Below are 26545 nucleotides of genomic sequence, written 5' to 3' on the forward strand. Positions count from 1 at the left end.
GGACAAACTTACAGCTGAATCCTGTTTCCATTTACACAAAATTTTGGACAGTGTCGAAAACATCCCGCCTCCGGGTATCGGGAGCGGGATGTTTCATTCAGGGCGTCGGAGGAGGCTCATTTCTTGGAGGAGGCTGTCTCCTGAACGGCGCGGAACTCGGCAAGCAACTTCCGGTCGTCGTAGAATTTCAACGCCTCGCCCTTGATCTCATAGCGGTCCACCTCGTCGAGCATCTTCACGAAAGCATCCTCGTACTGCATCTCGGGACAGGCCATCCGGGTCATGCCGAGGTTCTCGAACTCCAGTTTCTGCCCTTCCAGTTCGTACTTGCCGAAGAAGCTGTTGCAGTTGGTGCGGCCCGACACGAGCGTATCGGCAGCGTTGAACTGCAGGGTGAAGTAATCGGCCTCGACGCCGATGGTCTGGGCGGGGATTGCCTCCATTTTGGCAAGTTTCCACGTCGTGCCCTCCAGCGGAAGGGCCTTTTGCTGTGCTCCGCCACAGGCGGTCATGGTCAAAAGCAGCGCTGCGGCTGCAAAAATCTTTTTCATAATTTCAAAATACGTTTGTCAATCGAATAATTCATTCAAAATACGCGCCAGACGATGGTCGGTCTCCACCGTATTCCCGCAGCAAGGGGCCAGACGGGCATCAGTCAGGAGCCCGGGCGGGTTATGTCGAATGCAGCGGCGGGTTGCGGCCCGGTCGCAAGGTATGCCGGCTGCAGGTCTTCCCGCGCGCGGCTGGCGGGGATGCCGGCGGCAAGGGCGGCATGGCATCCAGCCGGCCCGCAGACACGGCTGAGGATCGAGCGACGGCGGGCCGAAAAAACAGGCGTCACCGGAGCTGATTCCACAGAACAAATATAGGCAATATATTCGGGTTGAGCAACAACCGGCACCAGAAAGGAACGGAAGCCCGGAAGTCCCGTCCGGCGAGACTCCGGGCATTTGCGCAACGCCGCCAAAAAAGGCCGCACCCCGATCGGGATGCGGCCTTTCAGCGGAAGCAGACGGACGATTAGTACTCCATCTGGGCGAGACGCCGGTAGCCGTTATAGCGCCACTTGGCATTCTCCTCCGCGGCGGCAAAGAGTTCGTCGGCCTCGGTGGGGAACGACTTCTGGAGCGAGGTATAGCGCACCTCCTTCAGCAGGAATTCGCGGAACTTCGACCAATCCGGCTCTTTCGAATCGAGCACGAACGGGTTCTTGCCCTGCTCCTCAAGCTGCGGGTTGTAGTGCCACAGGTGCCAGTAACCACAGGCCACGGCCTCCTTGCCCACGGTCTGCGTGCGGGTCATGCCGCCCTTGATGCCATGGTTGATACACGGAGCATAGGCGATCACGAGCGAAGGTCCGGGATAGGCCTCGGCCTCTTTCAGCACGTTGAACAGCTGCTGCTGCGAAGCTCCGATCGAAACCTGGGCAACATAGACATAACCGTAGGTCATGGCCATTGCGCCGAGGTCTTTCTTGCGGATGCGCTTGCCGCTCGATGCAAACTTGGCAACGGCACCCACGGGAGTCGATTTCGACGACTGACCGCCGGTGTTCGAATAGACTTCGGTGTCCACGACCAGAATGTTCACATCCTGACCCGTAGCCAGCACGTGGTCCACACCGCCGTAACCGATGTCGTAGCCCCAGCCGTCGCCGCCGATGATCCACTGCGACTTCTTCACGAGCCAGTCTCTGTGCTCGAGAATCTCCTTGCAGTAGTCGCAATCGCAGGCCTCCATCAGCGGAATCAGACGCGCCGTGACCTCGGCCGATTTGGCCGACGAACCGCGGTTTTCGATCCACTCCTTCATCACGGCCTTCAACTCCTCGGAGCACTGGCTGCAGTTGGCAATGGCCTTCTCCATCATCTCCTGGATGCGGTCGCGAAGTTTCTCCACACCGATGTGCATACCCAGACCGAACTCGGCGTTGTCCTCGAAGAGCGAGTTGGCCCATGCGGGACCCTGGCCGGCGGCGTTGGTGCAGTAGGGCGTCGAGGGAGCCGATCCCGAGTAGATCGAGGTACAGCCCGTGGCGTTGGCAACCATCATCTTGTCGCCGAACAACTGCGAAATGGCCTTGATATAAGGGGTTTCGCCGCAACCGGCGCAAGCTCCCGAGAACTCGAACAGCGGCTGGGCAAACTGCAGGTTCTTGACCGACTTGGTCTTGTCCACAACCTGCTTGTAGCCGATATGTTTGGTGATGTAATCCCAATTCTGCTGCTGGGGCATCTGCTCCTCCAGCGGGCGCATCACGAGCGCCTTATTCTTGGCCGGGCAGACATCGACGCAATTCGCGCAACCCGTACAGTCCAGCGGCGAAATCTGGATGCGGAACTTGTACTCCTTGGTCTCGCCGAGGCCCTGCTTCCAATCCATACCCGAAGCGGCAGCCTCCTCCTCGGTGGCGAGGAACGGACGGATCACGGCGTGGGGGCACACATAGGCGCACTGGTTGCACTGGATACAGTTCTCGATCTTCCACTCGGGAACGTTGACGGCGATGCCGCGCTTCTCATAGGCGGCCGTGCCGTTGTCCCACGTGCCGTCTTCGCGGCCGTTGAAGGCCGAAACGGGCAGCAGGTCGCCCTTCAGAGCGTTGATCGGATCGACGATCTTCTTCACGAAGTCGGGACGCGAGGCATCGGCCGTGTGCTCCTCCTCCTCCACGACGATATTCGCCCACTCGGCTGGAACGTCGACCTTCACGACGGCGTTGCCGCCGGCATCGACGGCCGCATAGTTCATGTTGACGATATCCTCGCCCTTCTTGCCGTAGGACTTCAGAATGGCTTTCTTCATCTCCTCGACGGCCTTGTCGAAGGGAATGACATTGGCGATCTTGAAGAAGGCCGACTGCATGATGGTGTTCGTGCGCGAACCCAGACCCAGCTCGGCGGCGATCTTCGTGGCGTTGATGATATAGAAGTTGATCCGGTTCTTGGCCAGGTAGACCTTCATGTGGTCGGGCAGCGTCGCGCAGGTCGTCTCGGCGTCGTGCACCGAGTTCAGCAGGAACGAACCGCCGCTCTTCAGACCCTTCAGCACGTCGTACTTGTCGACATACGAAGGCACGTGGCAGGCCACGAAGTCGGGGGTGGTGACCAGGTAGGGCGACGTGATCGGCAGGTCGCCGAAACGCAGGTGCGACGAGGTGTAGCCGCCCGATTTCTTCGAGTCATAGGAGAAATAGGCCTGGCAGTACTTGTTGGTCGTGCCGCCGATGATCTTGATCGAGTTCTTGTTGGCGCCCACCGTACCGTCGGCACCCAGACCGAAGAACAGACCCTCGAACGTGCCGGGCTTCGCAAGCGAAATCTCCTCGCCGACAGGCAGCGAACGGAACGTAACGTCGTCGACGATACCCACCGTGAACTGGTTCTTCGGCTCGTTCATCTTCAGGTTCTCGAACACGGCCAGCATCTGTGCGGGCGTGGTGTCCTTCGACGAAAGGCCGTAGCGCCCGCCAATGACCAGCGGCTTGCGGTCGCACGGGCAGGAAGCGAATGCCTCGACGACATCCATATACAGCGGGTCGCCATTGGCTCCCGGCTCCTTCGTGCGGTCGAGCACGCAGACGCGCTTCACGCTCTCGGGAAGAACAGCCATCAGGTACTTCACCGAGAAGGGACGGTAGAGGTGCACGGTGATCACACCCACCTTCTCGCCCTTGGCCATCAGGTAGTCGACCGTCTCCTTGATGGTCTCGGTCACCGAGCCCATGGCGACGATCACATTCTCGGCATCCTTTGCTCCGTAGTAGACGAAGGGCTTGTAGTCGCGGCCCGTGATCTTCGAAATCTCCTTCATGGTGTCGGCCACCATGTCGGGAATGGCAGCGTAGAACTTGTTCGAGGCCTCACGCGTCTGGAAATAGATATCCGGATTCTGCGCCGTACCGCGGGTGACGGGGTGTTCGGGATTCAGCGCCCGGGCGCGGAACTCCTTCAGGGCATCGCGGTCGAGCATCGCCGTCAGAGCGGCTTCGTCGATCAGTTCGATCTTCTGAATCTCGTGCGAGGTGCGGAAGCCGTCGAAGAAGTGAAGGAACGGAACGCGGGCCTTCAGCGACACGAGGTGTGCGACGCCTGCGAGGTCCATGACCTCCTGAACCGACGAGGTGGCCAGCATGGCAAAACCCGTCTGACGGGCCGCCATCACATCCTGGTGGTCGCCGAAAATCGACAGCGACTGTGCGGCCAGCGCACGCGCCGAAACGTGGAACACGCCCGGGAGCAGCTCGCCCGAGATCTTGTACATGTTGGGGATCATCAGCAGCAGACCCTGCGAAGCGGTGAACGTCGAGGTCAGGGCTCCGCTCTGCAGCGATCCGTGCACGGCGCCTGCGGCTCCGGCCTCGGACTGCATTTCAACGACTTTAACGGTCTCTCCGAAGATATTTTTACGGCCCTGGGCGGCCCACTCGTCCACGAGTTCGGCCATCGTCGACGAGGGTGTGATGGGATAGATGGCTGCGACTTCCGAGAACATGTAAGCCACATGGGCCGCAGCGTAGTTACCATCACAGGTGATAAATTTCTTTTCTGCCATTTTAGTTGAAATTTAGATGATATTTGTGTGTTTTTCCGATATTTCAGGAATGGCCCCGACAAACGGGCGATGCAAATATAGCAATTTCAGCCGAGAATCCCTACTTACTGCCTCCCAAAAAGTGTTATTTTTCGACTTTTCAAATGTGAATCGAATAACAATCCCTCTGTTATTCGGTTAACAACAAACTCTCGAGAAATCACCGAGTTGCAGAAGTGGCTAACCAATAGCAAATTACCCGAAAAGGGGCACCCTCCCGGAAGCGTATGCGCCGTCCGTGGGCCGCCCCGGAGTGCAGGTCCTCCGGGCCCCTCTCCCGCGCAAGGCCGGTTTGCGGTAACGGACTTTTTCGTACCTTTGCACAACTATGATTCCATACACCAGAAAAATACTCCCCAACGGGCTGACCGTCGCGGTCAACCGCGACCGGGCATCGAAACTCGCCGCCGTGAACATCCTCTACAAGGTCGGCGCGCGCAACGAGAACCCCGCACGCACGGGATTCGCCCATCTGTTCGAACACCTGATGTTCCGCGGAACGCGCGCCGTGGAGAATTTCGACCTTCCGGTGCAGATGGCCTCGGGCGACAACAACGCCTTCACCAACAACGACTACACGGATTTCTACATCACGCTCCCGAAGGACAACCTCGAAACGGCCCTCTGGCTCGAAAGCGACCGCATGGAGGGTCTCGACATCACCCCCGCCAAGCTCGAAGCCGAGAAGAAGGTGGTGATCGAGGAGTTCCGCCAGCGCTACCTCAACCAGCCCTACGGGGACCAGACGATGCTGCTGCGCACGCTCGCCTACAAGGAGCACCCCTACCGCTGGGCGGCCATCGGGCTCACGACCGACCACATCGCCGAAGCCACGCTCGCGGACGTCGAGTCCTTCTACCGCGCGCATTACCACCCCTCGAACGCCATTCTGTCGATCTCGGCCGACATGGAGGAGGAGCGAATGCTGGAGCTGGCCGAAAAGTGGTTTGCACCGCTGGCCAACCACCCGTCCGCAATGGCTCCCATTCCGCAGGAACCCGCGCAGACCCGGGCCCGGCACCAGGAGGTCGAGCGCGACGTGCCGGCCTCGACCCTCACCATAGCCTATCACATGTGCGCGCGTACGGAGGCCGATTTCTACACGGCCGATCTGGTTTCAGACCTGCTCTCGGGAGGCGACTCGGGGCGGCTCTACACGCACCTTGTCAAAGAACGCGGCCTGCTGTCGAGCGTCAACGCCTACATCACGGGCGATGTCGACCCGGGGCTGTTCGTCCTCACGGGACAGCTGCTCCCGGGTGTCACGCCCGAAGCGGTCGAAGCGGCATTCCTGCAGGAGATCGAGGACCTGAAAACGATCCCTGCGACCGCCTACGAAATCGAAAAGGTCAAGAACAAATTCGAGGCCAACACGCTCTTCGGCGAACTGAACGTGATGAACAAGGCGATGAACCTCGGCTTCTACGAGATGCTGGGCGACCTCCCCCTGATCAACCGCGAGGTGGAGCGCTACCGCGCCGTAACCGACGAGGAGATCCGCTCGTTCTGCCGCCGCACGCTGCGGCCCGAAAACAGTTCCACACTCATCTACAACGCCAGAAAATGACACAACCCCGCATAACGCCCTCGCAGGTCGAGGTCGCCGAAGCCCGCTGCACGACGCTGCCCAACGGGATCGGACTCTACACGCTCGCATCGGAGGATTTCGAGGTGCTGCGCATCTCGTTCGTCTTCCGTGCCGGATCGGCCTTTCAGCAGGCGCCCTTCTCGGCGTCGGCCGCCGCCAACCTCCTCGCCGAAGGCACGCGCAACATGACAGCCCACCAGATCGCCGAGCAACTCGACTACTACGGCTCGTGGTACGACGTGAATGTCGACCGCGACTATGCCTATGTCAATTTCGCCACCCTCTCGAAATTCGTCGACCCGACGCTCGCCGTGGCCGAGCAGATCCTGCTCTACCCCACCTTCCCCGAGCAGGAACTGCGCACCTACGCCACCAAGCGCAAACAGCGGCTGGCGGTCGAGCGGTCGAAGATCGACGTGAAGGCCCGCGAGGCCTTTGCCCGGGCGCTGTTCGGGGAGCGGCACCCCTACGGCATCTCGTCGCACGAGGAGGACTACGACAGACTCACGCGCGACGACGTGGAGGGTTTCTACCACCGGTGCTACACCGCCGAAAACTGCTTCGTCGTCTGCAGCGGCCGCATCGGCGACCACGAGCTGAAGGCCCTGGCCGAACTCGCCGGACGGATTCCGCGCGGCGAGGCCCGAGCCCTGCCCGACTTCCCCGCACCCGAGACCACCCATGCGGCATTTGTCGCGTATCCGGGAGCCGTGCAGTCGTCGCTGCGCATCGGCCGCCTGCTGTTTCCGCGCACGCATCCCGATTTTTTGGGCATGCAGGTCGTGGCGACGGCCCTGGGCGGCTATTTCGGATCGCGGCTGATGCAGAACCTCCGCGAAGAGCACGGATACACCTACGGCGCGGTCTCGGCGATGGTCAACTTCGAGCGCGAAGGCTATTTCGCCGTGGCGGCACAGGTCGGTGCGGATGTGACGCAGGAGGCCCTGCGGGAGATTTACGCCGAGATCGAACGTCTCGGCGCCGAGCCGATGCCCGAGGCCGAGCTGGAGCTGGTGAAAAACATGATGACGGGCGAGATGATGCGCATCCTCGACGGGCCGTTCGGCATCGCCGACGTGACGATCGAGAACATCCTCTGCGGCTGCGACAACACGGTAATCGGCGAGAACATACGCCGCATCCGGCAGATGACACCCGCCGAAGTGCAGCAGCTTGCCCGGAAATACCTCCGCCGCGAAGATCTGGTGACGGTGGTCGCCGGAGCGGAAAAGCCCCGGATGTAAGCGGGGAAGGCCGGCCCGCTTGCCGGAAGCCGGCGCCCGCGGGTCCATGCCGGGGCGTCCGCAATGGATCCCTGCGGCGGAAACCCTTGTGCGGGTCGCGGGTGTGTGGGTGCGCGGGAGATCCATGTGCGCGGGAGCCGTTGTGCGGAAATTGTCGGGCGGAAATCGTTGTGTGGGAGAGGCTTGCAAAAGCCATTGTACGGATCCGGGAATCTTTTAACTCCGGAGGTTTCCACTCCGGGATGCGGCGGTTCGGTCGGACAACCCGCCTTGCCCGCTGCAGCCGCCATCGCCCGGGCAGAAAGACCGGGCATCGGGGTGGAAGTCGGGAAACGGGCGTGGGACCAGACATCAGGGTGGAAGCCGAGAAACGGGCGAGAGACCGGGCGTCGGGGTGGAAGCCGGGAAACGGGCGTGGGAGCGGATGTCAGGACAGTGGAAGCCGAGAAACAAGCGTGAAGCCGGGCGTCGGGGGGGGGGTGGAAGCCGGAAACGGGCGTGGGACCAGGCGCCGGGATGGAGGTCAGGAAACGAGAGTGGGACCGGGTGTCGGGGCGTGGAAGTCGGGAAACGAGTGTGAGACCGGGCGCCGGAGTGGAGGTCAGGAAACGAGTATGAGACCGGACGTCAGGACAGTAGAAGCCAAGAAACGGGAGTGAAGCCGGGCGTCGGAGCGTGAAAGTCGGGAAACGGGCGTGGGAGCGGGCCGGGAATAGCGGCCGTTAGCGCCGATGTTCGGAGACCCAGTTCGTCAATTCCACAAACTCGGCGACGCCCAACTGCTCGGCGCGTCGGGTGAAGTAGGGATGCTCGGCCCCGCCGAAATCGCCGAAAACGGATTTCAGCGAGTTGCGGATCATCTTGCGTCGCTGGCCGAAGGAGGCTTTCACCACCTTCACGAACAGCGTCTCGTCGCAGTCGAGGCGCTCCGTGGCATTGCGGCGCAGGCGGATGACGGCACTCTTGACCTTCGGAGGCGGGTTGAAAACCGTCTCACCCACCGTAAAAAGGTACTCGATGTCGTACCACGCCTGCAGCAGTACCGACAGAATGCCGTACTCCTTCGAGCCGGGAGGCTCGGCCAGCCGCACGGCGACCTCCTTCTGGATCATACCCACGCACTCGGGGACGAGATCGCGATTGTCCAGCACCTTGAAAAAAATCTGGGACGAGATGTTATAAGGGAAATTACCGATGATTTTCAGTCCTTCGGGGAAGCGTTCGCGCAGGTTCATCCCGAGGAAATCGCCCGCGATGAGCCGCGGCGTGAACTCCGGATAGTGCGCGTGGAGGTAGGCGACGCTCTCCGAGTCGATCTCGGCCCCCCAGACCTCGATGTCGCTGCGCCGCAGCAGGAACTGCGTCAGCACACCCATACCGCAACCCACTTCGAGCACCGGACACGGCCGGCCGGCCACATCGCCTCCCGAAAGCGAGTCGCAGATTTTGCGTGCGATATTCAGATCGACCAAGAAATGCTGTCCCAACGCCTTTTTTGCCCTTACTTCTCCCATAAACTTTACATTACAGGCCACAAAGATACAAAAAAGCCGGTTCAAAACCGAATCGCCGGCGGATTGCAAATCCCTACGGCAATCAAAAGTGCTGTCAGGCGCCGACCGCAGCGTCCCTGCAGAACGCCGCCTGCCCTGCTGCGGTGTGCCCCGAACTACAGCTATGGTGGGGAGCAAATTCCGAGGACAGCTATGGTGGGGTGCAAATTTCGAGGACAGCTACGATGTGGCGCGGCCCCGGACAACTACTACTACGGCGCGGCCCCAATACGGGGATAAGCCCGAACGGTCCAATAAGGCTCCGGATACTGCCATGGTGGGGTGCAATTCCGGCCCCGGCTACGATGTGGCGCGGCCCCGGCCCCGAATACAACTACGACGAAGGCGCGGCTCCGATGCGGAGATGAGCCCGGGCAGCCCAATGCGGCACCGGACACGACTATGGTGGGGTGCAATTCCGGCCCCGGCTACGGTGTAGCGCGGCCCCGATGCGGGGATAAGCCCGAGCGGCCCAATAAGGCACCGGGTACGGTTACGGTCAGCGTTTCGAACGGCGGCTGCGCTTCTTTTTTTCGAGACGCTGCTGTTCCTGACGCTCCCGGGCCATACGGCGCTGTGTCAGGCGGAACGTGTAGAGCAGACCCACGAATCCGATACCGAGCAACGCAACCCAAAACCACACGGCAATGCCGCGCTCCATGAATTCGATGGCATAGATGATTCCTGCGATGGCCAGCACCATCAGGACAAGTCGCAGAAGCTGCATAAGATTGGTTTTCATGTCAATCGTCATTTAGAATAACTACCTTTTTGCCGGCGCCGCAACGCACCGGCGGTTATTGCCCCGAAGATCTTCACGCCGACAGTCGTTGCCCCGGAGATCTTCACGCCAACAGTCTTCACGCCGGCGGTCGTTGCCCCCGGCAATCACTGTACCGAGGGACAGCCCCGGCGGCCACGAATCCGACAGTCACAGCCCCGGCGGCCACGGCCATGGAGCCGGGAACGGACCGGAGCACCCCGACCTTCGGCGGCGGAGCGTCGGCCGAAAGTCGGCGCCCCCCTGGGGAAGAAGGTGCCTTGACGGCCCAAAAACGGGCTTTCGCCCGCATCGGTCAAGGAATTTTGTGTTTGTTCACCTCATCGAGGTGGCGGCATTTCTTTTTCTTGAATTCGTTATACACCATGCCGGCTGCGGCCGCAACGAACAGCACGCCCACGATCAGGTCGAATACATTCACACAGTTGGAATGCGTCGCACGCCAATAGATATTGGTCCCGAGCCATCCCAATGAGCAAATCAGGAAAAGCACGGCTAAAGAAAAGGTCTTCTTGTTCATAGGCGTCAAAATTAGGTTATCTCGGGGAGTCGGCTTCCTGCCAGCGGCCACGGAAGACCGGCTCCGTCATATCGTTCCCGATCCCCAAAGGGCGATTCCCTGACTGCGGAGTGCGGGCAAGGTCCCGGCAAAAGCAGGTCGCGTCGCGACCGCAGGCGGAATGCATCCCCGCAAGATCGAATATCAGTTGCCCTGCTCGCACATGAACTTAATGCGCACCAGGCGGATCTCCTCCTCGGTATAATCGGCCCCCAGCTCCTCGATGGCCGCGTCGAGCGAGTCGCTCTCGGCGTCCTCCTTGAAGTAGAGGTAAATGTCCTCGACCTTCTCCTCGTCCATGAATCCCTTCAGGTAGTAGGATATGTCGAGTTTCGTCCCGGCATTGACGATGCCTTCGATCTCGGTCAGCAGTTCGTCGAAGTCGAGGTCCTTGGCGCGGGCGATATCCTCGAAATCCATCTTGCGGTCGATCGACTGGATGATGAAGATCTTGTTGCCCGACTTGCTGGCCACACCCTTGACGATCATGTCCTGCGGACGGATGATCTCCTTCTCCTCGACATAGGCCTTGATCAGACGGATGAACTCCTCGCCGAACTTGCGCGCCTTGCCCACGCCGACACCCGTGATGTTCTGCATCTCCTCGAGCGTGATCGGGTACTGCACAGCCATGTCTTCGAGCGACGGGTCCTGGAAGATGACGAACGGCGGCAGCCCGTGCTGCTTGGCGACCTTCTTGCGCAGGTCCTTCAGCATCGAGAACAGTTCCTCGTCGGCCGCACCGCCCTTGCCCATCGGAGCCACCGACTCGGCCTCCTTCTCCTCCTCGTCGTAGTTGTGGTCGAGGGTCACAGTCACCGGGAACGGCAGAGCGATATAGCCCTCACCCTTCCGGTTGATCGAAATCAGCCCGTAGTTTTCGATATTCTTGTCGACAAGGCCCAGTATCAGGGCCTGGCGTAGCACCGCACCCCAGAAACGGGCGTCGTGCTCGGCGCCCGCACCGAACCATTTCGATTTGTTGTGTCCGTAGCTCTTGATCAGCGCCGTGGTCTTGCCCACCAGAACGTTGACCAGATAGTCGGACTTGAACTTGTCCCCGATGTCGCGCAGGGCCTCGAGCGCCATCTTGAGCGCGGCACGGGCATCGACCTTCGGCTTGGGATTGCGGCAGTTGTCGCAGTTGCCGCAGTTGTCCTCGGTGTAGTCCTCGCCGAAGTAGTGCAGCAGCGTCTTGCGGCGGCACATCGAACTCTCGGCGTAGGAAACCGTCTCCAGCAGCAGCAGCTTGCCGATCTCCTGCTCGGCGATGGGCTTGCCCTGCATGAACTTCTCGAGTTTCTGGATGTCCTTGTAACTGTAAAAGGTCAGGCAGTAACCCTCGCCGCCGTCGCGGCCGGCACGGCCCGTCTCCTGATAATAGCCTTCGAGCGACTTGGGGATGTCGTAGTGGATGACGTAGCGCACGTCGGGTTTGTCGATGCCCATGCCGAAGGCGATCGTGGCGACGATGACCTCCACGCGTTCCATCAGGAAGTCGTCCTGATTGGCGGCGCGCGTCGAGGCATCCATCCCGGCATGGTAGGCCAAAGCCCGGATACCGTTGGCCACGAGCAACTCGGTCAGCTCCTCGACCTTCTTGCGGCTCAGGCAGTAGATGATGCCGCTCTTGCCCTCGTTCTGCTTGACGAACCGGATGATGTCGTGGTCGACGTTGTGCTTGGGCCGGATCTCGTAGTAGAGGTTCGCGCGGTTGAACGACGATTTGAAGACCGAGGCGTCGGACATGCCCAGGTTCTTCTGGATGTCGAGCTGCACCTTGGGCGTGGCCGTGGCCGTCAGGGCGATCAGCGGCGCCGCACCGATCTCGTTGATGATCGGACGGATGCGGCGGTACTCCGGGCGGAAGTCGTGGCCCCACTCCGAAATGCAGTGCGCCTCGTCGATGGCATAGAACGAAACCTTTATCTTGCGCAGAAAGGCCACATTGTCCTCCTTGGTGAGCGACTCGGGCGCAAAATAGAGCAGCTTGGTCTTGCCGTCGAGCACATCCTGCCGGACCTGGGCCACGGCAGTCTTGTTGAGCGACGAATTCAGGAAATGTGCGATCCCCGACTCGGCCGAGAAGGTCCGCATGGCATCGACCTGATTCTTCATCAGGGCAATCAGTGGCGAGATGACGATGGCAACGCCATCCATCAACATGGCCGGCAACTGGTAACACAGAGACTTCCCGCCACCCGTGGGCATCAGCACGAAGGTATCCTTACCTTCCAGCACATTGCGGATCACCGCTTCCTGGTTCCCCTTGAACGACGAAAAGCCGAAGTACTCCTTCAGCTTGTCATGCAGCAGGGAAGAATCGAATTGTTTCATTTCGCCGAGAGTATAAAATCTGAAAATTCATTGTAAAGATAAAAAACTTTTCGGAAAAAAGCATAACTTTGTAAAAAAATTATCCAAACGCAATGCGTCTTTACACCAGCGAGCTCGTCAAGAAATACAAGGCCCGGACCGTCGTCAACCACGTGTCGATCGACGTCAACCAGGGTGAAATCGTAGGACTTCTGGGCCCCAACGGGGCCGGAAAGACCACAACGTTCTACATGATCGTGGGCCTCATCAAGCCCAACGAAGGACGTATCTTCCTCGAAAACGACGAGGGGCAGGCTTCCGAACTGACGGGACTGCCCGTATACCGCCGCGCCCAGCTCGGCGTGGGCTATCTGGCGCAGGAGGCCTCGGTATTCCGCCGTCTGTCGGTGGAGGACAACATACGGGCCGTGCTGGAGATGACCTCCTTCTCGAAGGAGTATCAGAACGAACGGGTCGAGGCGCTGATCGAGGAGTTCCGCCTGCAGAAGGTGCGCAAAAGCCTCGGCATACAGCTCTCGGGCGGCGAGCGCCGCCGTACGGAGATCGCACGCGCCGTGGCCATCAATCCGGCGTTCATCCTGCTGGACGAACCCTTTGCCGGTGTGGACCCGATCGCCGTGGAGGACATTCAGTCGATCGTGGCGACGCTCAAGCACAAGAACATCGGCGTGATCATCACCGACCACAACGTCGACGAGACGCTGGCCATCACCGACCGCACCTATCTGCTCTACGAGGGCAAGATCCTGAAGACGGGTACGGCCGAAGAACTGGCCGCCGACCCGATGGTCCGCAAAGTCTACCTCGGGCAGCATTTCGAACTGAAGAAGAGCCATCAGCTGACGCAGGAGATGAAAAACCGAAAGGCACAGGAGGTTAAGGAGTAAGTATGGACACAACGGTTCCGCCGGGCCGCGTCAAAGGCACGCTGACGCCCCCCTGCTCGAAAAGCTATGCACAGCGCGCCCTCGCAGCGGCGCTGCTCTCTGAAGAGGCTTCGGTCCTACGCAACATCGAATTCTGCGACGACACGCGTTCCGCCCTGCAATGTATCGAAACGCTCGGTGCGCAGGTGCGCCGCGTCGATCCCACGTCGCTCTCGATCAAAGGCGGACTGTCGCCGAAGGGGAATGTGCTCAAGGTCGGCGAATCGGGCCTCGCGACGCGTCTGTTCACTCCCGTGGCATCGCTCTGTGCCACGCCCGTCACCATCGAGGGGCGCGGCTCGCTACGCCACCGCCCGATGCAGATGATGCTCGATCCGCTCCGCCGGCTGGGCGTGCGGGTCCGCGACAACGGGGGATTTCTGCCCATCGAGGTCTGCGGCCCGATTCAGGGCGGAGAGGTCGAAGTCGACGGATCGGTATCGTCGCAGTTCATCACGGGGCTGCTGCTCGCGCTGCCGCTGGCCGGGCAAGACACCTCGCTGCATGTGCGCGGAGCCGTCTCGACACCTTATTTAGATATGACGCTCGACACGGCCGCGCGCTTCGGTGTCGAAATCAACCAGCGCGACTACGCGGAGTTCTACATCCCCGGGCGGCAGCGCTACCGTTCGACCTATTTCAGCATCGAGGGCGACTGGAGCGCCGCGGCCATGCTGCTGGTGGCCGGAGCCACGGCCGGAGAGGTCACCGTGCGCAACGTCTCGATGCTCTCGAAGCAGGCCGACACGGCCATCTGCACCGCGCTGGTGCGCGCAGGTGCCGCCGTGATCAACGAGGAGGACTCGGTGACGGCCCAGCACCGAAAGCTCCGGGCCTTCGAATTCGACGCCACGAACTGCCCCGACCTCTTCCCGGCGCTGGCGGCACTGGCCGCCGCGGCCGACGGCGTGAGCGTCATCCGGGGCACCTCGCGTCTCGAATACAAGGAGTGCAACCGCTCGGAGGCCATCCGCGAGGAGTATGGCAAACTGGGCATCGAGGTTGACACCTCGGAGGAGGATCTGATGAAAATCCGCGGCGGGAAAATACGCGCCGCACGCACGAAGAGCCACGGCGACCACCGCATGGCCATGTCGCTGGCCGTCGCCGCCCTGCGCTCGGACGATGCCCTAGTGATCGAGGACGCCGGGAGCATCGCCAAGAGCTATCCCCGGTTTTTCGAGGATCTGGAGCTCATTCGGTTCTAAAAACCCCAAACCGCCCATGAACCAATTCGGACACAATTTCCGGCTCGCCATCTGGGGCGAGTCGCACGGACAACAGATAGGCATTTCGCTGGACGGCGTCCCAGCGGGCATTCCGCTCGCCGAGGAGGACTTCGCCGAAGACCTCGCGCGACGCTGCAGCGGAGCTCCCGGAACGACGCCGAGACGCGAACCCGATGCGCCGCAGATCGTGTCGGGGCTCTACAACGGCTACACGACGGGGGCGCCGCTGACCATCGAATTCGCCAACACCAACACCCGTTCGCAGGACTACACGACTGTCATGCGTCACTACCGCCCCTCGCATGCCGACCTGGTGGCCGACCGCAAATTCGGCGGATTCAACGATCCGCGCGGCGGCGGGCACTTCTCGGCACGGCTCACGGTGGCGCTGGTCGCCGCGGGCGTCGTGGCCAAAAAGATCCTGCCCGCAGAAGTCCGGTTTGCGACCCGGCTGACCGAGATCGGCGGCTGCACCGATCCCGAGCGCTTCAACGAGGTGCTGCATGACGCGGCGGCCCGGCGTGACTCGGTGGGCGGCATCGTCGAATGCCGCGTGCAGGGCATACCCCTCGGACTGGGGCGGCCCTTCTTCGACTCGGCAGAAAGCACGATTGCCCATCTGCTGTTCGCCGTCCCGGCGGTCAAGGGAGTCGAGTTCGGCAGCGGATTCGCCGGAGCCCGTCTGCGCGGCTCGGAGAACAACGACTGCTTCACCGACGGCAACGGAACGACGGCAACCAACAACGCCGGGGGCATCAACGGAGGCATCACCAACGGCAACGAGATCGTGGTGCGCGCAGCGCTGAAGCCCACGCCGAGCATCGCCCGCGAACAGATCACCTACAACCGGGCGACCGACAGGGTCGAACCGCTGGAAATCCACGGCCGCCACGACGTCTGTGTCGCCCTGCGCGGCGCAGCGGTCGTCGAAGCCGCCGTGGCCATCGCCCTGGCCGATTTGTACCGACGATGACACGCCGCGAAACCATCGACACTCTGGCCGCACGGCTCACGGGACTTTACGACGCACGCGAAGCCCGCAGCATCGCGCTGGCCGCCGTGGCCGGGCTTTCGGGGCTCTCGCCCTCGGCTCTGCTGACCGACCCGAAAGCGGAGCTCGCCGTGGAAGGTCTGGCGGAGGCCGAGCAACAGCTCCTGACCGGAAGACCCCTGCAATACGTCGTCGGACACACGGAATTTTACGGGCACCGATTCGCCGTGCGGGAAGGGGTTCTGATCCCGCGGCCCGAAACCGAAGAGCTGGTCGATGCAATTCTGCGCGAGGAGCCCGAAGCCCGGAGGCTGCTGGACGTAGGAACGGGCAGCGGCTGCATCGCGGCTTCGCTGGCTCTGGGAATGCCCGGAGCGGAGGTCTTCGCCGTCGACATCTCGGACGAGGCGCTGGTCGTGGCCGAGGAGAATTTCCAAAGGCTCGGCGCAGCGGTCACGCTCCGCAAAGCCGATGCCCTGAACGGGCTGGAGGAGGTTTTCCCGGAGCGGTTCGACGTCATCGTATCGAACCCGCCCTACGTTCCCGAGAGCGACCGCGCGGCGATGCACCCCAATGTCCGCGACCACGAACCCGGTCTGGCGCTGTTCGTCCCCGACAACGACATCATCCGGTTCTACCGCGCCATCGCTCGGGCCGGGCGGCGGATGCTGACGCCCGGCGGACGCCTCTGGTTCGAGATTTACGATCGCGCCGCGGCGGAGGTCGCCGGCATGCTCGGCGCCGAAGGATACACCCACACCGAGGTCCGCGAAGACCTTTTCGGAAAACAACGCATGGTATGCAGCCGGTTGAAATGAGGAAAAAACGCGACAAGACGCCCGACGAGGCGCTCGCGGTCCTGATGCGTCTCTGCGCCCGCGCCGAAAAGTCGGAGGGCGACGCCCGGCGGCTGATGCGCGACTGGGGAGTGGCGGAAAAGGACGCCGAACAGGTGCTCGGGCGGCTGGTGCGCGACCGCTTTATCGACGACAGCCGCTACGCCGAGGCCTTCGTGCGCGAAAAACTGAGGCTCAGCGGCTGGGGCGAATACAAAATCCGCACGGCGCTCCAGCGTAAGGGCGTTTCGAAGGAGCGGATCGACGCGGCACTGGCCCAGGCCGATCGTTCGGCAATGGGCGAGCGGCTTGCGCAGCAGCTCGAGCGCAAGGCCCGGACGGTGAAATACACCTCGCAATACGAATTAAAAACCAAACTGATACGATACGGGCTTTCGCTCGGATACGACTACGAGGCCGTAGCGGACGCCGCATCGGCAATGGTCAGAGATATAGAGACATGCGACGACTTCTGATACTTTTTCTGCTTACGGCGGCCTGCCTCGGAGCGCAAGGCCAGCAGCTCGATCCCGACGACTACATCTATCCCCTGCGGGAACTCAGGCAACAACTCTACTCGGCCAATTTCGGCGAAATCCGTCCCGGGCATTTCCATGCGGGCGTGGACATCAAGACCGACGGCGTGGAGGGTAAACCGCTCGTGGCCGCGGCCGACGGCTACGTCTCGCGCGTGGTATTGCAGGCGGGCGGCTACGGACGCGCCGTCTACCTCACGCTCAGCAACGGCACAACGGCCGTCTACGGCCACCTCCAGCGTTTCCGCGACGACATCGAGCAGCATGTGCGCAAGGAGCGTTACAACCGACGTTCGAACAGCGTGAACCTCTGGTTCGGACCCGAAACATGGCCCGTGAAGCAGGGCGACGTGGTGGGCTACTCGGGCAACAGCGGCTCATCGGGAGGCCCGCACCTGCATTACGAAATCCGCGACACGGAGACCCAGCGGCTCTACAACCCCGTCCGCGAGGGGATCATCCGCCCCAGGGACGAATATCCGCCGCGCATCATGCGGCTGCACTACGTCGAGGTCGACACCGTGCAGGGAGTGCCCGTGCGCAGTGCCACGGAAAGTTATGCCGTGGTCCGCACGGCCGAAGGCCGTTACGCCCTGACCCACGACGGGCCTGTCGGCGTGGGCCGCAAGGGCTATTTCGTGGCCGAAGTCACCGATCGCCGCAACGATGTCTGGAACACCTTCGGGGTATGGCGCCTCACAGCCTTCACGGACGGCATCCCCTTCTTCGAATTCCGCATGGACAGCTTCACCTACGACGTCTCGCGAAGCTGCGACGCCGTGAGCTGCTACCCCATACAGATCAATTCGCGCAACGAGGCCATCCGTCTGGCACAGCTGGAGGGGGCGCCCGACTGCTTCTACCCGACGATGGAGGAACGGGGGCTGATACGCACGGCGGAAGGGCAGGAGCGTCGCATACGCATCGAGGCCGAGGACGACTGCGGCAATGTCTCGACCCTGGAATTCGCCGTCCGCGGACGCGCCGGAGCGTTTCGCGCCAAGGCCGACACCTCGGCCGTGGCACTGAGGCCCGACCGGGTTTCGGTCCTGCGCGTCGGCGACCAGGCCGAGGTCTGCGTTCCAGAAGGGACGATTTACGAGCCGATCTACGTCCGGCCCGGACTCGGGAAGGCCCCGAAGGCGGATTCGGGCATCGTCATACTCTCGCCCGCCTACCGGTTCTTCGACCCCACGACACCGCTTTTCCACCCCGTGGAGGCCACGCTCCGCGCCCCCATACCGCGCCCGCTGCAACTCCAGGCCAAGTTGGCCGTCCGCACGCGCAAGGGCTCGCTGGCCTGTATCGGAGGCGCATATGCCGGCGGCGGGGTGACGGCTTCGGTGCGCACGGCGGGCGATCTGGCGATCGTGGCCGACACGCTGCCGCCCGCAATACGTCCGCTCTTCAACGAAGGCGCCGACCTCTCGCGGGCCGGAGGTGTGCGGTTCCGCGCCACGGACAACTTCTCGGGCATCGCCTCGTGGTCGCTGCACATCGACGGGGAATGGGTCCCCTGCGACCGTTTCCCGATGAAAGGAACGCTGGTTCACTTCTTCGATGCTCCGGCGCAGCGGCGCACCCATGCCGTGCGTCTTTCGGTCACCGACGGATGCGGAAACACAACCCATTTCGATGGGACATTTTACCGCTGACGGGCTAGCTCTTTTGGGAAAAATTTCCTATATTTGCAGTAACTGCAAGGTAACACACAATGACAGATGACAATACCTCCACGCGCAAACCGTTGATCCTGGTTGCGGAAGATGTGGAAAGCAACTACAAACTACTGGAAATAAATCTCAAGAAAGACTATGACCTGCTCTGGGCGAAAAATGGCAAGGAAGCAGTAGAATATGCACTATCGCACCACCCGGACGCCGTATTGATGGATATCAAAATGCCGGTGATGAACGGCATCGAGGCTCTGAAGGAGATCCGCCTTCACACCGAGAGCCTGCCCGTCATCATGCAGACGGCCTATGCGTTCGACGCCGACCGGCGCGTCGCCGAAGAGGCGGGATGCAACGGATTCATCACCAAGCCAGTCATGCCGCGCGAGCTGAAAGCCTATCTCGCCAAATACCTCACGAAATAGCCTCCGAAGGCCGAGGGAGGCGGAGCGAGGGAGGAGGCGTTTTCCCGGAATACAACGGACCGTTCAGATCCGTTTTTTCGCCGCTCCGACAAGGTCGCGCCGGCCAAAAAGGAGAGAGGGGGGGGGTAGTTGTGACCCGGCGGTCAAGCGGGAGCGGCGAGAAGGCGCGATCCGGCGAAAAGGTGCGGGCCGGTGATTCTCGGGGATTGTTATGTCCGGAAAACAGGCCCCGAACCGCCAAACGGAAGGTCCGGAAAAGGTTCCGACGCAAGAAATCGGACGATAAGTTTGCAGTTGGCCCGAATTTTCTTACTTTTGCAACGTTATTTCAACGATGGTCTCGTAGCTCAGTTGGATAGAGCAACAGCCTTCTAAGCTGTCGGTCGTGGGTTCGAATCCCGCCGGGATCACAACGGACGGATTGATTTTCAAGCAATTGAATACAATCCGTCTGTCGTTTTCAGACCGGAGTGAAACACCTCGCGACCTCCCCCGCTGCGGCCCGTTCACCCAGCCCGGACGACTGACCCGCAGGTGTGAAATGCAGTTTTTTGCGGCATTTATTTTGCCGGGCGGAATATTTTCCCTACATTTGCAGGCTTAAAAGCCCGAAGGGGTGAGCGTTTTTTAATTAATTACAACAAAATTTTATAGCAAATGGCTGTTAAAATTCGTCTGGCACGTCACGGTAAGAAGGGTTATGCCTTCTATCACATCGTTGCCGCAGATAGCAGAGCGCCACGTGATGGTAAATTCATCGAGAAGTTGGGAACCTACAACCCCAACACGAATCCTGCTACGATCGACCTGGACTTCGAGAAAGCCCTGGATTGGTTACAGAAAGGCGCACAACCTACGGATACCTGTCGGGCTATCCTCTCGTACAAGGGCGTAATGTACAAGAAACACCTGCTGGGCGGTGTCGCCAAGGGTGCATTCAGCGAAACCGAGGCAGAAGCCCGCTTCAACAAGTGGATGGAAGCCAAGGCCGGCAAGATCGAGGCCAAGACCAACAAGCTGGCTTCCGATGCCAAGACGGCCGAGAAGGCACGTCTGGCTGCCGAGGCCAAGATCAAGGAGGAGCGTGCTGCCGCAATCGCCGAGAAGAAGGCCGCAGCTGAGGCTGCTGCCCGCGAGGCTGCAGAGGCTGCCGCCGCAGAGGCTGCTGAAGCCACTGAGGCCACAGAGGAAACTCCCGCCGCCGAATAAGGCTACAACAGGAAGCGGGATACGTCAGGACGTTCCCCTATCCGAATAAAAACGGTAACTTTCCCACGGGGAGATTACCGTTTTTTTTGTATTTTTACCCCATAATTCACAACCGACATGATCGTTCCCGCAGGCAGAATCAACAAACTTTTCGGCACGGAGGGCGGAGTGATGCTCTCGCTCTACCCCGCTTTCCCCGAGGATTTCACGACCGAGACCCCGCTGCGCGTCACCATCGACGCTCTGGAGGTGCCGCTCTGGTGCGAGCGTTTCGAACGCCGTGGCCAGTCGGGCGCCACCGCCACGTTCGCAGACTTCGACTCCGAGCGCAGGGCGCAGGAGCTCGTGGGGCTCGAATTCAGCATCGAACTGAACGAAGACCAGGACGACGACGAGTTTTACCTCGAAAACCTGATCGGTTTCGCAGTTGTGGCCGAAGAGGCCGGAGCCGCGTCCGAAAGGGTGGCGGCCGGGGCCGGTGAGGCCGGAAGCCGCGGTTCCGGGAGCGTCGAAGGGACTCTCTCGGATTACTACGACAGCGAGGCCAATCCGCTCTTCGAACTGGAAATCGGCGGACGCCGGGTGCTGGTACCCGCCGTCGAGGAGTTCATAGCACACATCGACTTCGAGGCACGCACGATGCACCTGATACTGCCCGAAGGACTCTTAACACTGGAATAAGGATGGCACGGGTGGTAATCGGACTTTCGGGCGGCGTGGATTCGTCCGTCGCAGCATGGCTTCTCAAACAGCAGGGACACGAAGTCGTGGGGCTTTTCATGATCAACTGGCACGACACGACGGGAACGCTCGAAGGCGACTGTCCGTGGCACGACGACCGGGTTTTCGCCGAACTCGTGGCCAGGAAACTCGATATCGCACTGCATGTGGTCGACCTCTCGGAGGACTACCGCACGCGTGTCGTGGACTACATGTTCGCAGAGTATGAACGCGGCCGCACACCCAATCCCGACGTGCTGTGCAACCGCGAAATCAAATTCGACGTCTTCCTGCGCGAGGCGCTGAAGCTGGGCGCCGACTACGTCGCCACGGGCCACTACTGCCGCAAGGCGGAAGAGACGCTGCCCGACGGGAGGACGATCCACAAACTGCTCGCGGGAACCGACCCCAACAAGGACCAGAGCTATTTCCTCTGCCAGCTCTCGCAGGAGCAGCTCGCCCGGTCGCTGTTCCCCGTCGGCGGGCTGCTGAAGCCCGAGGTGCGGCGCATCGCCGAGGAGCAGGGGCTCGCCACGGCCAAACGCAAGGATTCGCAGGGAATCTGCTTCGTGGGCAAGGTCGACCTGCCGACTTTCCTCCAGCAAAAACTCGCCCCGAAACAGGGCAATATCCACGAAATACTCCCCACGTGGCCGAAATACGCACACCAGGAGGTCCCGCCGGAGGGAGAGCCGACGAGCGGTCAACTCGCGGCGCTGGCCGAACCGTGGCACTACACCGTGCGCGACGGCAAGAAAATCGGCCAGCACAACGGCGCCCATTACTACACCATCGGGCAGCGCAAGGGGCTCGGTATCGGCGGCCGCAAAGAGTCGCTGTTCATCCTCGCCACGGACACGGCGCAGAATGTGATCTGGGTCGGCGAGGGAGACGCCCACCCCGGGCTGTGGCGCCCCGCGCTGCACATGGCGCCCGACGAGATCCACTGGGTGAACCCCGCACGGAAGCTCACCCCCGGGCAGAGCGCCCGGTTCTCCGTCCGCATCCGCTACCGCCAGCCCTTGCAGGGCGCGCGGCTGTTCATCCGCGACGAAGGAGCTTACCTCGTTTTCGACCAGCCCCAGCGGGGCATCACCCCCGGGCAGTTCGCAGCGTGGTACGACGGCGACGAACTGGTCGGCTCGGGAGTGATCGAAGGCTGACCAAACCTCGCACGCGATGATCAGGGTCCCTGCACGTATCGCCGCCGGCACGGCCGGCCAGCCGGGTCACGACAGTCACCCGGGCACGGCCTGTTTTACGCGCAGGAGCCACATGGCGGGTATCGAACCATCGAGAGGCTCAGCCGGCATGTCCGGCCAGCCGGGTCACGACAGTCACCCGGGAACGGCCTGTTTTACGCACAGGAGCCACATGGCGGACATCGATCCATCGAGAGGCTCAACAAACATGTCCGAAAGTCCTAAAAGCGGCTTCAAATGCGTCTTTGGTCGCGTCACAACGGCGCCGTCCCCATCCGCGGCGGCGCGACCCACGATTTCCGATCCGAAAAACCGTTCCGAATGTCCGTCGTGAAGATCCGCCTTCTCATAACGGCCGCCCTGCTCTGTGCCGCCTGCTGCGCTGCCCTCGGGAAACACCCCGCAGGCATCGCCTTCTACGACGTGGACCGGATTTACGACACCGTTCCGGCGCTTTTCTACAACGACACGGACTACACGCCCGAAGGCCGCCGGCATTGGACAACGGAGCGCTACGAACGCAAAATCCGCAATACGGCAGCCGTGATCGACTCGATGGGCCTGCCTCTGGTCGCCCTGTGGGGCGTCGAAAACGAGCAGGTCGTCCGCGACATCGCCACCGCCTGCCGGGGCGGGTACTCCTACCTCCACCGCACGCTCAATTCGCTCGACGGAATGGATTTTGCACTGCTCTACTACGGAGACCTCTTCTACCCTGTCCGTGACGAGCCGGGACGCCGCTACCTCTACGTCGAGGGCGAACTCGGAGGCGACACCGTGGGGCTGGTGCTGTGCGGCGATGCGCGCATGGCCCGATGGGTTGTGAAAGATCTGCGTGCGGAGCGTCCCCGCGTGAAACTGATTGTACTGGGACGCGCGGATCTCCCCGACCCCGGGCGCTGGGGACTGCGCGATGCAACCCGCCGCGCCGAACAGGCCGGGCGGGGCACGGTACGCCGCGGCGGACGGTGGCAGATGCGCGACCGGATCCTTGCGGACACGGCCCTGAAGACCTCGGAAGGCGATGTCTTCGCACGCCGCTATCTGATTGATCAAAAGAGCGGTAGCCCACTCACGACCTACTCCCGCGGGGTTTATCGCGGCGGCTACGCCTATTCGCTGCCGGTATTCGTCTACATCCGGTAAAAGTTTTTGGAAATCTCGAAAAGTTTTCGTATTTTCGCCTCTCTTCGATAGAGATTCATTTTAGAAATGCGGTAACGAACCCACCTTACCGCATTTTTTTCGGTTTCAAAGAAGAGGTAAAAGAAAAATTTTTTATATTTATACAATAATTCAAACCTAAAAAGTTATGGCAGACGTAAAACGGGTCTACACCTTCGGCAACAAAGAGGCCGAAGGAAACGGCAAAATGCGTGAACTGCTCGGCGGCAAGGGCGCGAACCTTGCGGAGATGAACCTGATCGGCATCCCTGTACCCCCGGGATTCACCATCACCACGGAAGTGTGTGCGGAATACTACAAGCACGGCAAAGAGGCCGTCATCGAGAAACTTCGCCCCGAGGTCGAAAAGGCGATGAAAAACATCGAGAAACTCACCGGCATGAAATTCGGCGACAAGGAGATGCCCCTGCTCGTATCCGTACGCTCGGGAGCACGCGCCTCGATGCCCGGAATGATGGACACCATCCTCAACCTGGGCATGAACGACCAGGCCGTGGAGGCTGTGGCCAAGCGCACGGGAAACCCGCGGTTCGCATGGGATTCGTACCGCCGTTTCGTACAGATGTACGGCGACGTGGTGCTGGGCATGAAACCCGTTTCGAAGGAGGATCACGATCCATTCGAGGAGATTATCGAGGAGCAGAAGGCCAAGAAGGGCGTCAAGAACGACACCGACCTGACGACCGACGACCTCAAGGAACTAGTCAGGAACTTCAAGGCCGCCGTGAAGAAGCAGACCGGCGAGGATTTCCCGACCTGCCCCTGGGACCAGTTGTGGGGAGCTATCTGCGCCGTGTTCGGCTCGTGGATGAACGAACGCGCCATCCTCTACCGCAAACTCAACAACATCCCCGCCGAGTGGGGAACGGCCGTATCGGTACAGGCCATGGTATTCGGCAACATGGGCGAGAACTCCGCAACGGGAGTGGCCTTCTCGCGCGACGCCGCAACGGGTGAGAACCTCTTCAACGGCGAATATCTGATCAACGCCCAGGGCGAGGACGTCGTTGCCGGCATCCGCACCCCGCAGCAGATAACCATCGAGGGTTCGAAGCGCTGGGCCGTGGCCCAGAACGTCTCGGAGGAGGAGCGCAAGGCGAAATTCCCCTCGCTCGAAGAGGTGATGCCCGAGGTCTACAAGGAGCTGAACGAAATACAGCACCATCTGGAGCAGTACTTCAAGGACATGCAGGACATCGAATTCACGATTCAGGACGGCAAACTCTGGATGCTCCAGTGCCGCAACGGAAAGCGCACGGGCGCCGCGATGGTCAAAATCGCCATGGACATGCTGCGCGAAGGGCTGATCGACGAGAAGACCGCCGTGCTGCGCTGCGAGCCCGCGAAACTCGACGAGCTGCTCCATCCCGTTTTCGACAAGAAGGCCATTGCCAACGCACAGGTCATCACCAAGGGCCTGCCCGCATCGCCGGGAGCCGCCACGGGTCCCGTGGTGTTCTTTGCCGAGGATGCCGAGAAAACGCTGGAGAAAACCGGCCAGCGCGCCATTCTGGTGCGCATCGAGACCTCGCCCGAGGACCTCAAGGGAATGCTCGACGCCGCAGGTATCCTGACCGCTCGCGGCGGCATGACCTCGCACGCGGCCGTCGTGGCCCGCGGCATGGGCAAATGCTGCGTATCGGGCGCAGGCGAATTGCAGATCGACTATAAAGCCCGCACGATCCAGGTGAACGGATTCTCCGTGAAGGAGGGCGACTGGATCTCGCTCAACGGCTCGACGGGCGAAGTATACCTCGGACAGGTAGCCACCAAGGCCGCCGACCTGAGCGGCGATTTCGGACAGCTGATGGATCTGACCGGGAAGTACGCCGAACTGAAGGTCCGTGCCAACGCCGACACCCCGAAAGACGCCGCACAGGCATTCGCCTTCGGCGCCGAGGGAATCGGACTCTGCCGCACGGAGCACATGTTCTTCGAGGGCGACCGCATCAAGGCGATCCGCGAGATGATCCTCGCCGACAACGAAGCCGGACGCCGCGTGGCGCTGGCCAAGCTACTGCCCATTCAGCGCGGCGACTTCGAGGGGCTGTTCAAGGCCATGAACGGCTATCCCGTGACGGTGCGCCTTCTGGATCCCCCCCTGCACGAGTTCGTTCCCCACGACGAGAAAGGCCAGAAGGAGATGGCCGCCGAAATGGGCGTACCCCTCCAGAAGATCGTCTCCAAGGTCGAGCTGCTGGCCGAATTCAACCCCATGCTGGGACACCGCGGCTGCCGTCTGGGCAACACCTATCCCGAAATCACCGAGATGCAGACCCGCGCCATCATCGAGGCAGCAATGAATGTCAAGGCTACGGGCATTCCCGTTCACGTGGAGATCATGGTGCCGCTGGTGGGCAACCACAAGGAGCTGCGCTACCAGAAGAACATCATCGACACGACGGCCGAGCAGGTATTCTCGGAGCGGAACGACAAGATCGACTACATGGTCGGCACGATGATCGAGGTGCCGCGCGCAGCCGTGACGGCCAACCAGATCGCCGAAGTCGCCGAGTTCTTCTCGTTCGGAACCAACGACCTGACGCAGATGACCCTCGGCTTCTCGCGCGACGACATCAGCAAGTTCCTGCCCGTATATCTGGAGAAGGGAATCCTGAAAAACGACCCGTTCCAGATCCTCGACCGCAACGGCGTGGGCCAGTTGATCCGCGAAGCCGTATTCAAGGGCCGCGGAACCCGCGAAAACCTCAAATGCGGCATCTGCGGCGAACACGGCGGCGAACCCTCGTCGGTGGAGTTCTGCCACTATGCAGGTCTAAACTACGTGAGCTGCTCGCCCTTCCGCGTGCCCATCGCACGTCTGGCGGCTGCACACGCGGCAATCAAGGAATAGGCACACCTGATTGATCCACAACGCAAACAGGCTGTAATTACCGGTTTTTCGGTGGTTACAGCCTGTTTTGCATCGGAGGGTGTGTGCGGAGGGTGTGTCGGGGT

At 61.3% G+C, this 26545-nt stretch carries 20 protein-coding genes and 1 tRNA gene; 15 read left to right on the forward strand and 6 right to left on the reverse strand.

Annotated features, from left to right (window positions below; translation table 11 throughout):
* Positions 1-116: 116 nt before the first annotated feature.
* Both QZ460_RS07260 and nifJ read right to left on the reverse strand, forming a co-directional pair.
* Positions 117-551 carry an META domain-containing protein gene (locus tag QZ460_RS07260; RefSeq protein WP_290540913.1) on the reverse strand — a complete coding sequence of 145 codons (435 nt, stop codon included), beginning with the start codon at positions 549-551 and terminating at the stop codon, positions 117-119.
* A gap of 469 nt (positions 552-1020) precedes the next feature.
* Complete coding sequence (nifJ, locus tag QZ460_RS07265) at positions 1021-4554, reverse strand: pyruvate:ferredoxin (flavodoxin) oxidoreductase (protein ID WP_290540914.1); 3534 nt, start codon at positions 4552-4554, stop codon at positions 1021-1023.
* Between the two features lie 367 nt (positions 4555-4921).
* On the opposite strand from nifJ, the gene QZ460_RS07270 reads away from it, so the two are divergent.
* Entirely contained in the window at positions 4922-6160 is a 1239-nt protein-coding gene (locus QZ460_RS07270; protein ID WP_290540915.1) for a pitrilysin family protein, read from the forward strand.
* Positions 6157-7425 carry a pitrilysin family protein gene (locus QZ460_RS07275; protein ID WP_290540916.1) on the forward strand — a complete coding sequence of 423 codons (1269 nt, stop codon included), beginning with the start codon at positions 6157-6159 and terminating at the stop codon, positions 7423-7425. Before QZ460_RS07270 ends, QZ460_RS07275 begins: the two co-directional genes overlap by 4 nt.
* Positions 7426-8147: 722 nt before the next feature.
* On the opposite strand, the gene rsmA is transcribed toward QZ460_RS07275, so the two are convergent.
* The 4 genes from rsmA to recQ all read right to left on the reverse strand — a co-directional run bounded on the left by rsmA (position 8148) and on the right by recQ (position 12655).
* A complete protein-coding gene (rsmA, locus tag QZ460_RS07280; RefSeq protein WP_290540917.1) occupies positions 8148-8939 on the reverse strand; it encodes a 16S rRNA (adenine(1518)-N(6)/adenine(1519)-N(6))-dimethyltransferase RsmA in 792 nt (263 codons plus the stop codon).
* 538 nt (positions 8940-9477) lie between these two features.
* Positions 9478-9720, reverse strand: coding sequence for a hypothetical protein (locus tag QZ460_RS07285; protein WP_290540918.1), 243 nt, complete (start codon positions 9718-9720; stop codon positions 9478-9480).
* A 334-nt stretch (positions 9721-10054) separates the two neighbouring features.
* Positions 10055-10279 carry a hypothetical protein gene (locus tag QZ460_RS07290; RefSeq protein WP_290540919.1) on the reverse strand — a complete coding sequence of 75 codons (225 nt, stop codon included), beginning with the start codon at positions 10277-10279 and terminating at the stop codon, positions 10055-10057.
* Between the two features lie 183 nt (positions 10280-10462).
* On the reverse strand, positions 10463-12655 hold the full coding sequence (recQ, locus tag QZ460_RS07295) for a DNA helicase RecQ (RefSeq protein ID WP_290540920.1): 2193 nt from the start codon (positions 12653-12655) through the stop codon (positions 10463-10465).
* A 92-nt stretch (positions 12656-12747) separates the two neighbouring features.
* On the opposite strand from recQ, the gene lptB reads away from it, so the two are divergent.
* The 13 genes from lptB (at position 12748) to ppdK (ending at position 26441) form a co-directional block, all read left to right on the forward strand.
* Positions 12748-13542, forward strand: a complete 795-nt coding sequence (gene lptB / locus QZ460_RS07300) for an LPS export ABC transporter ATP-binding protein (protein WP_290540921.1) — start codon at positions 12748-12750, stop codon at positions 13540-13542.
* A 2-nt stretch (positions 13543-13544) separates the two neighbouring features.
* The gene (aroA, locus tag QZ460_RS07305; protein ID WP_290540922.1) at positions 13545-14789 is read left to right on the forward strand and encodes a 3-phosphoshikimate 1-carboxyvinyltransferase; all 1245 of its coding nucleotides are present in this window, start codon (positions 13545-13547) and stop codon (positions 14787-14789) included.
* Between the two features lie 16 nt (positions 14790-14805).
* Positions 14806-15783, forward strand: a complete 978-nt coding sequence (gene aroC, locus QZ460_RS07310; protein ID WP_290540923.1) for a chorismate synthase — start codon at positions 14806-14808, stop codon at positions 15781-15783.
* Positions 15780-16619 (forward strand): peptide chain release factor N(5)-glutamine methyltransferase, encoded by an 840-nt coding sequence (gene prmC / locus QZ460_RS07315; protein WP_290540924.1) that lies wholly within the window; start codon positions 15780-15782, stop codon positions 16617-16619. The genes aroC and prmC overlap by 4 nt, the downstream gene beginning before the upstream one ends.
* Positions 16601-17113, forward strand: coding sequence for a regulatory protein RecX (locus tag QZ460_RS07320; protein ID WP_290540925.1), 513 nt, complete (start codon positions 16601-16603; stop codon positions 17111-17113). The genes prmC and QZ460_RS07320 overlap by 19 nt, the downstream gene beginning before the upstream one ends.
* Complete coding sequence (locus tag QZ460_RS07325; RefSeq protein ID WP_290540926.1) at positions 17098-18828, forward strand: M23 family metallopeptidase; 1731 nt, start codon at positions 17098-17100, stop codon at positions 18826-18828. Before QZ460_RS07320 ends, QZ460_RS07325 begins: the two co-directional genes overlap by 16 nt.
* 59 nt (positions 18829-18887) lie before the next feature.
* Positions 18888-19271, forward strand: a complete 384-nt coding sequence (locus QZ460_RS07330; RefSeq protein WP_290540927.1) for a response regulator — start codon at positions 18888-18890, stop codon at positions 19269-19271.
* A 336-nt stretch (positions 19272-19607) separates the two neighbouring features.
* Positions 19608-19681, forward strand: a tRNA-Arg gene (locus tag QZ460_RS07335).
* Between the two features lie 247 nt (positions 19682-19928).
* Positions 19929-20480 (forward strand): 30S ribosomal protein S16, encoded by a 552-nt coding sequence (locus QZ460_RS07340; protein WP_290540928.1) that lies wholly within the window; start codon positions 19929-19931, stop codon positions 20478-20480.
* A 117-nt stretch (positions 20481-20597) separates the two neighbouring features.
* Positions 20598-21161, forward strand: coding sequence for a 16S rRNA processing protein RimM (locus tag QZ460_RS07345; protein WP_290540929.1), 564 nt, complete (start codon positions 20598-20600; stop codon positions 21159-21161).
* A 2-nt stretch (positions 21162-21163) separates the two neighbouring features.
* Positions 21164-22363: a tRNA 2-thiouridine(34) synthase MnmA gene (mnmA, locus tag QZ460_RS07350; protein ID WP_290540930.1), complete on the forward strand. Its 1200-nt coding sequence runs from the start codon at positions 21164-21166 to the stop codon at positions 22361-22363.
* Between the two features lie 276 nt (positions 22364-22639).
* Entirely contained in the window at positions 22640-23548 is a 909-nt protein-coding gene (locus QZ460_RS07355; RefSeq protein ID WP_290540931.1) for a hypothetical protein, read from the forward strand.
* 166 nt (positions 23549-23714) lie between these two features.
* Positions 23715-26441 carry a pyruvate, phosphate dikinase gene (ppdK, locus tag QZ460_RS07360; protein ID WP_290540932.1) on the forward strand — a complete coding sequence of 909 codons (2727 nt, stop codon included), beginning with the start codon at positions 23715-23717 and terminating at the stop codon, positions 26439-26441.
* Positions 26442-26545 lie beyond the last annotated feature (104 nt).

The organism is Alistipes sp., assembly GCF_020026455.1.
Classification (GTDB): domain Bacteria; phylum Bacteroidota; class Bacteroidia; order Bacteroidales; family Rikenellaceae; genus Alistipes.